3 protein-coding genes are annotated in these 5,545 nt (G+C 63.7%); all 3 read right to left on the bottom strand.

Annotation, left to right across the window (positions count from 1 at the left end; translation table 11 throughout):
* On the bottom strand, window positions 1-3,196 hold a 3,196-nt coding region (icmF, locus tag SX243_24890), incomplete at its 3' end, for a fused isobutyryl-CoA mutase/GTPase IcmF (GenBank protein ID MDY7096225.1).
* A 218-nt stretch (window positions 3,197-3,414) separates the two neighbouring features.
* Window positions 3,415-3,591 (bottom strand): hypothetical protein, encoded by a 177-nt coding sequence (locus tag SX243_24885; protein ID MDY7096224.1) that lies wholly within the window; start codon window positions 3,589-3,591, stop codon window positions 3,415-3,417.
* Between the two features lie 310 nt (window positions 3,592-3,901).
* The gene (locus SX243_24880; GenBank protein MDY7096223.1) at window positions 3,902-5,398 is read right to left on the bottom strand and encodes a hypothetical protein; all 1,497 of its coding nucleotides are present in this window, start codon (window positions 5,396-5,398) and stop codon (window positions 3,902-3,904) included.
* Window positions 5,399-5,545: the final 147 nt, after the last annotated feature.

Below are 5,545 nucleotides of genomic sequence, written 5' to 3'. Positions count from 1 at the left end.
CCGCTTCGGCGTGGTCCTGGTGGAAGGTCTCGAGGCGCTGGATGCACAGCTCCTTCTCATCCTTGGAGGCACGGCTGAGGGCGATCTCCGCCGGCTCCGAGGCTTCCTCGACCTTCTTCGGCAGGAAGGTGTTGACGCCGATGATGGGCAGCTCGCCGCTGTGCTTGAGGTGCTCGTATTTGAGCGAGTCGGCCTGAATCTCGCCGCGCTGGTATTGCAGCTCCATGGCTCCCAGCACGCCGCCGCGCTCGGTGAGACGGTCGAATTCCTTCAGCACCGCTTCTTCCACCAGATCCGTCAGCTCCTCGATGATGAAGCTGCCCTGGGTGGCGTTCTCGCACATCACCAGCCCGAACTCCTTGTTGATGATCAGCTGGATGGCCATGGCGCGGCGCACCGACTCCTCGGTGGGGGTGGTGATGGCCTCGTCGTAGGCGTTGGTGTGCAGGCTCTGGGCGTTGTCGTAGGTGGCTAGCAGGGCCTGCAGGGTGGTGCGGATGTCGTTGAAGTCGATCTCCATGGCGTGCAGGCTGCGGCCGCTGGTCTGGATGTGGTACTTGAGCTTCTGGGCGCGCTCGGAGGCGCCGTAGATGCGATCCAGGGCCACCGCCCAGACGCGCCGGGCGACGCGGCCGATGACGCTGTACTCGGCGTCCATGCCGTTGGAGAAGAAGTAGCTCAGATTGGGGGCGAAGCGGTCGATGTCCATGCCCCGGGAGAGGTAGTACTCGACGTAGGTGAAGCCGTTGGCGAGGGTGAAGGCGAGCTGGTGGATGGGGTTCGCCCCGGCCTCGGCGATGTGGTAGCCGCTGATGGAGACGCTATAGAAGTTGCGCACCCCGTGGTCGATGAAGAATTGCTGCACGTCGCCCATCAGGCGCAGGGAGAATTCGGTGGAGAAGATGCAGGTGTTCTGCCCCTGATCCTCCTTCAGGATGTCCGCCTGTACCGTGCCCCGCACCCGCTTCAGCGCCTCTTCCCGCAGCTGCTGATACTCCTCCTCGGAGAGCAGGGTGCGGGTCTGTGCCCAGGTGGCGCCGCGCTCGGCGTCGGGCTGCAGCACCTGTTCCTCGGTGATCTCCAGCCGCCCTTCTTCCCGCAGGAAGCGCCGGCAGCGCTGCCGGACGGCGGTGTTGAAGAAGAAGGCGAGGACCGTCGGAGCCGGCCCGTTGATGGTCATGGACACCGAGGTGGTGGGCTCGCAGAGGTCGAAGCCGGCGTAGAGCCGCTCCGCTTCCTCGACGGTGAAGATGCTCACCCCGCTCTCGCCGATCTTGCCGTAGATGTCCGGCCGATGCCCCGGATCCTCGCCGTAGAGGGTGATGGAGTCGAAGGCGGTGGACAGGCGCTTGGCGGGCTGGCCGTCGGCGAGGTAATGGAAGCGCCGGTTGGTGCGCTCCGCCGGGCCCTCGCCGGCGAACATGCGGGTGGGGTCTTCGGCCTGACGCTTGAAGGGGAAGACGCCGGCGGTGAAGGGATACTCGCCGGGGAGATTCTCCGTCAGACGCCAGTAGAGGCGGTCGCCGGCGCTGCGGAAGCGGGGCCAGGCGACCTTGGAGACCTTGTTGTCGGAGAGGGTGATGCGGTGGTTGGGCACCCGCACCTCGCGGTCCCGCACGCGGTAGACGAATTCGTCGGCGGCGTAGCGGTCCTGCAGCTCCTGCCAGCCTTGAAGCAGCGAGACACACCGAGCATCGAGGCGCTGGAGCAGGCGGTCGTGCTCGGCCATCAAGTCCCCGGCGGCGGCGGAAGCTCCTACCGGAGCGTCGCCGTAGGCGGTGAAGATCGGGTGGTCGGTAGCTGAGGTGTCCGCCAGAAGCTGCACAGAACGCTCCAGCGCTTCCAGATCGGCGGCCACTTCCGCCTGCTCTCGAGCCCAACGGCGATACTCGCGGCAAGCTTGGGCGATCTCGCTCAGGTAGCGGTCCCGCTCCGGAGGAATGATGTGCTGGCTGCGGTCGGTGACCCGTACCTCGTCGGCGGGGAAGGAGCTGCTCCACTCGAGGTCGAAGCGCTGCGAAAGCTGCTGCACCAGATGGGCGTAGAGAGCGTTGACCCCACGGTCGTTGAAGTGGGCGGCGCTGGTGCCGAAGATGGGGAGCTGCTCCGGGGCCGTGTCGAAGAGCTCGCGGTTGCGCTGGAATTGCTTGCGCACGTCCCGCAGGGCGTCCTGGCTGCCGCGGCGGGTGAATTTATTGATCGCCACCAGGTCGGCGTAGTCGAGCATCTCGATCTTTTCCAGCTGGCTGGGGGCGCCGTATTCGGCGGTCATCACGTAGAGAGAGAGGTCGCTGACCTCGGTGATGGCGTTGTCTCCCTGGCCGATACCGGCGGTCTCCAGGAAGATCAGGTCGAAGGGTCCCCGGCGCAGCTCCGCCAGCACGTCTTCCAGAGACTCCGAAACCTCGCCGCGGGCGCCGCGGGTGGCCAGGGAGCGCATGTAGGCTCGGGAGTTGCGCAGGCTGTTGAAACGGATGCGGTCCCCTAGCAGCGCACCGCCGGTGCGCCGGCGGGTAGGGTCGACGCAGAGGATGGCTACCCGCTTGTCGCCGAAGTCCTGGAGAAAACGGCGCACCAGCTCGTCGGTGAGGCTGCTCTTGCCGGCGCCGCCGGTACCGGTGATGCCCACCACCGGAACTTTCTTTTCTTCTGCCGCGCTGCTGACACCTTCCAGCTCTGCCACCGTCAACCGGCGGGCGAGGGGCAGATAGCTGCCGTTGAGCTTGGCCGCTTCCAGCTGGGGATTCTTTTCCCGCAGATCGTAGTCGCAGCCCTCCACCACCTGGTTGATCATCCCCTGGAGCCCCAGCCGTCGGCCGTCCTCCGGCGAGAAGACCCGGTCGATGCCCTTCTCGTGCAGCTCTTCGATCTCCCGCGGCACGATCACCCCGCCGCCGCCGCCATAGATGCGCACGTGCTGCGCGCCGCGCTCGTCGAGCATGGAGCGCATATAGGTCAGGTACTCCATGTGGCCGCCCTGATAGCTGGAGATGGCGATGCCCTGGGCATCCTCCTGGATGGCGGCATCCACCACATCCTCGACGCTGCGGTTGTGGCCCAGGTGAATGACCTCGGCACCGGTGGCCTGGAGCATGCGGCGCATGATGTTGATGGACGCATCGTGGCCGTCGAAGAGGGCGGCGGAGGTGACGATGCGAACGGGATGCTTGGGTCGATAGGGTTCAGTACTGGCCATACCCAGCCTCGCGATAGAAATTCCAGTGAAGAGAAGAGACCGGCCGCCGGTCATGGCGACTCAGAGCGCGTACGGGACGATGGTATCAGCTCGGAGAGGAGCGGCGGAGCCGGTGCAGAGAAGGGAGGAGGAGGGGAGTGGGGAAGATCGAGGCGCGCAGGAGCGCCCCGGCCGCAGCCGGGGCGACTCCCAGAAGCAAAGGCGCTAGAGGCCCTTCGCTAGAGACCCTTCAGCTGGCAGGCGAGGAGCAGCAGGCCGAAGCCGATGATCCAAGTCCAGGGAAGTAGAGGCACCCCGACCGAGAGCACGCCAAAGGTTACGAGCAGGGCAATCACAAACAGGATCAGGCAGATGACCCAGACAGCAAAAGTTGGAGCGTTGGTGGATCGGCTCATCGGTCTCCTCACTTTCCATCGATTCAGGGGGTGAATTCGCCCACGCTGGCCGGTTCGGACTCCAGGCGTTCCGAGGCCTCTCGGTCCGGCCATGGGGCCAGGCCAATAGGCTTCGGCGAAGGCAAGGCTTCCTCCGCCTCTCGATTCGGCCGCAATCCAGCCTGTGTGAGCGAGCTATTGGCGTCAGCATAGGCCTGCGATCCAAGGGGTGTCAATCGTTCCCCCCTTTCTTCCTTCACTGGTACCTATTCTTGTCTCGCTCGAAGTCTCCCAGCTGGAGTCGGGAATAAAACGATCCCCGGGGGCCAACTCACCGCTCCCGCGGCGGCCTCGGTGGTGGAAGCAGCGCCACCTCTTTCCGCCGGAATATCCGCATCTCACCCGGATCTCCTGGCTCACCTGGAATCGTCGCGACGAGCGCGTAGCCGTCTCGGAACCACTTTCGATGCACCAAACCCCGATGGGGCCCGTCGGGGTGCTCGAAGAAGAAGTCTGGCGGAGACGCGAGAAAGGCCCCCTCACCATCTCCGGCGAGGACGAACGGCAGGGATCGCGGTGTCGTCAGCCCCATGAGGTCATCCACCGGACGCTCGGAGAAGTAGGCCAGCGCGCCGATCTCGCCATACGCAATCCGCTGCTCAGGAGTCGAGTGCTCCTTCACCCAGCGTGCCGCAACCTTGTAGGTCTCGTACCGTCCGTAGCCCTCGAAACGCTCGAGCCACAAAAGACCCGGCTCCGCGATCAAGAAGACTGGAACTCCGAGGATGACGAGACCACAGAGAGCGACGAACCAACGCTGAAGAGCAGGGCGAATCTCCGCTGCTACTTTGCTCGCAAGGCTCCACGTAAGCTCAACGCCGAGTGAGCTGAGTCCATACAGCAACGCAACGACCGACGGCACGATGTACCAGGGAAAGAACGGCACCTCGAGGAGTGGATAGGCGATTGCGAGGGCAACGCCATAGAGCGCAACGAGCCGGAGAGGTCTGCTGGCACGCTGAACAAGGGGCCAGAGACCCGCCAGCCCCATGCCTACAACAACCAGAAGGCCATCACCCCAATGGCGAAGCAGTATCCGGATGGAGCGTTGCCAGAAGCGGATGGGGCCCGTCCAGCTCTCAGGCCGTGACGCAGCCATGGATCGCTTTGCCTCAAGCGTTGCCGGCAGCATGTCGCCAAAATACCAGTACGCTGCACCCACGCCTAAGAGAACAACCGTCGCTGCCGTCACGCCCAGACGCCAAGGAATCTGCCTCTCATCGAGCCATAGCAACGCGAGAAGGATGATCACCCCGAGTGCTGCATCAGGCCGAAACCAGACTGCAGCCCCAGCCAGAACTCCTGCCACTGCGGGGCGCTTGGTAGCCAAGTGTGCCGAAAAGGCGAGTAGTAAGAGGACAACCGCGGCCTCAGATCCGTGATTGATCCACAGCACGGTGGAAGAGAGAACAAGGGTTCCCCCAACGGCCACGGTGAAGCGCTCGACACTATCCCGCGCTGCAACGAAGAGCAGACTCGCCAATCCCCAGAGACTGGCGGCAAAAACCGCCGTACCCAAGATGTGTATTGGAATCCGCGTGACTAGCGTGAGCAGGGCGAGCAGAAGCCCCAGACCTGGATTCGTCAGCCCGAAGACATGCTCACCTGGATTGAAGACAAAGCCCTCTCCATGAGCGAGATTCCAAGCATAGCGATAGGTGATGAAGAAGTCGTCTGCCGCCTTACCAAGAAAGACAGCAGCCAGGCCGCCGGCAAGCAGCGCCCAGACGAGCGGAAGCCAAAGGAGTCGCGACGGAATCTTTGTCATACCTTTAGATTGGCTGTTGATCACATTAAGTATTGCCGCTAAGCTGTCGCTATCATGGGTTGTTTTGGCTCAATTCCCAAGAAGGAGAGGTTTGCGCGATCGCGCTCCCGGCACTCAGTATCATTACTGTACCCAGGGAAAAGCTCG

The sequence above is a fragment of the Acidobacteriota bacterium genome (assembly GCA_034211275.1).
GTDB lineage: Bacteria > Acidobacteriota > Thermoanaerobaculia > Multivoradales > JAHZIX01 > JAGQSE01.
This window is presented reverse-complemented; position numbering and strand designations above follow the sequence as displayed.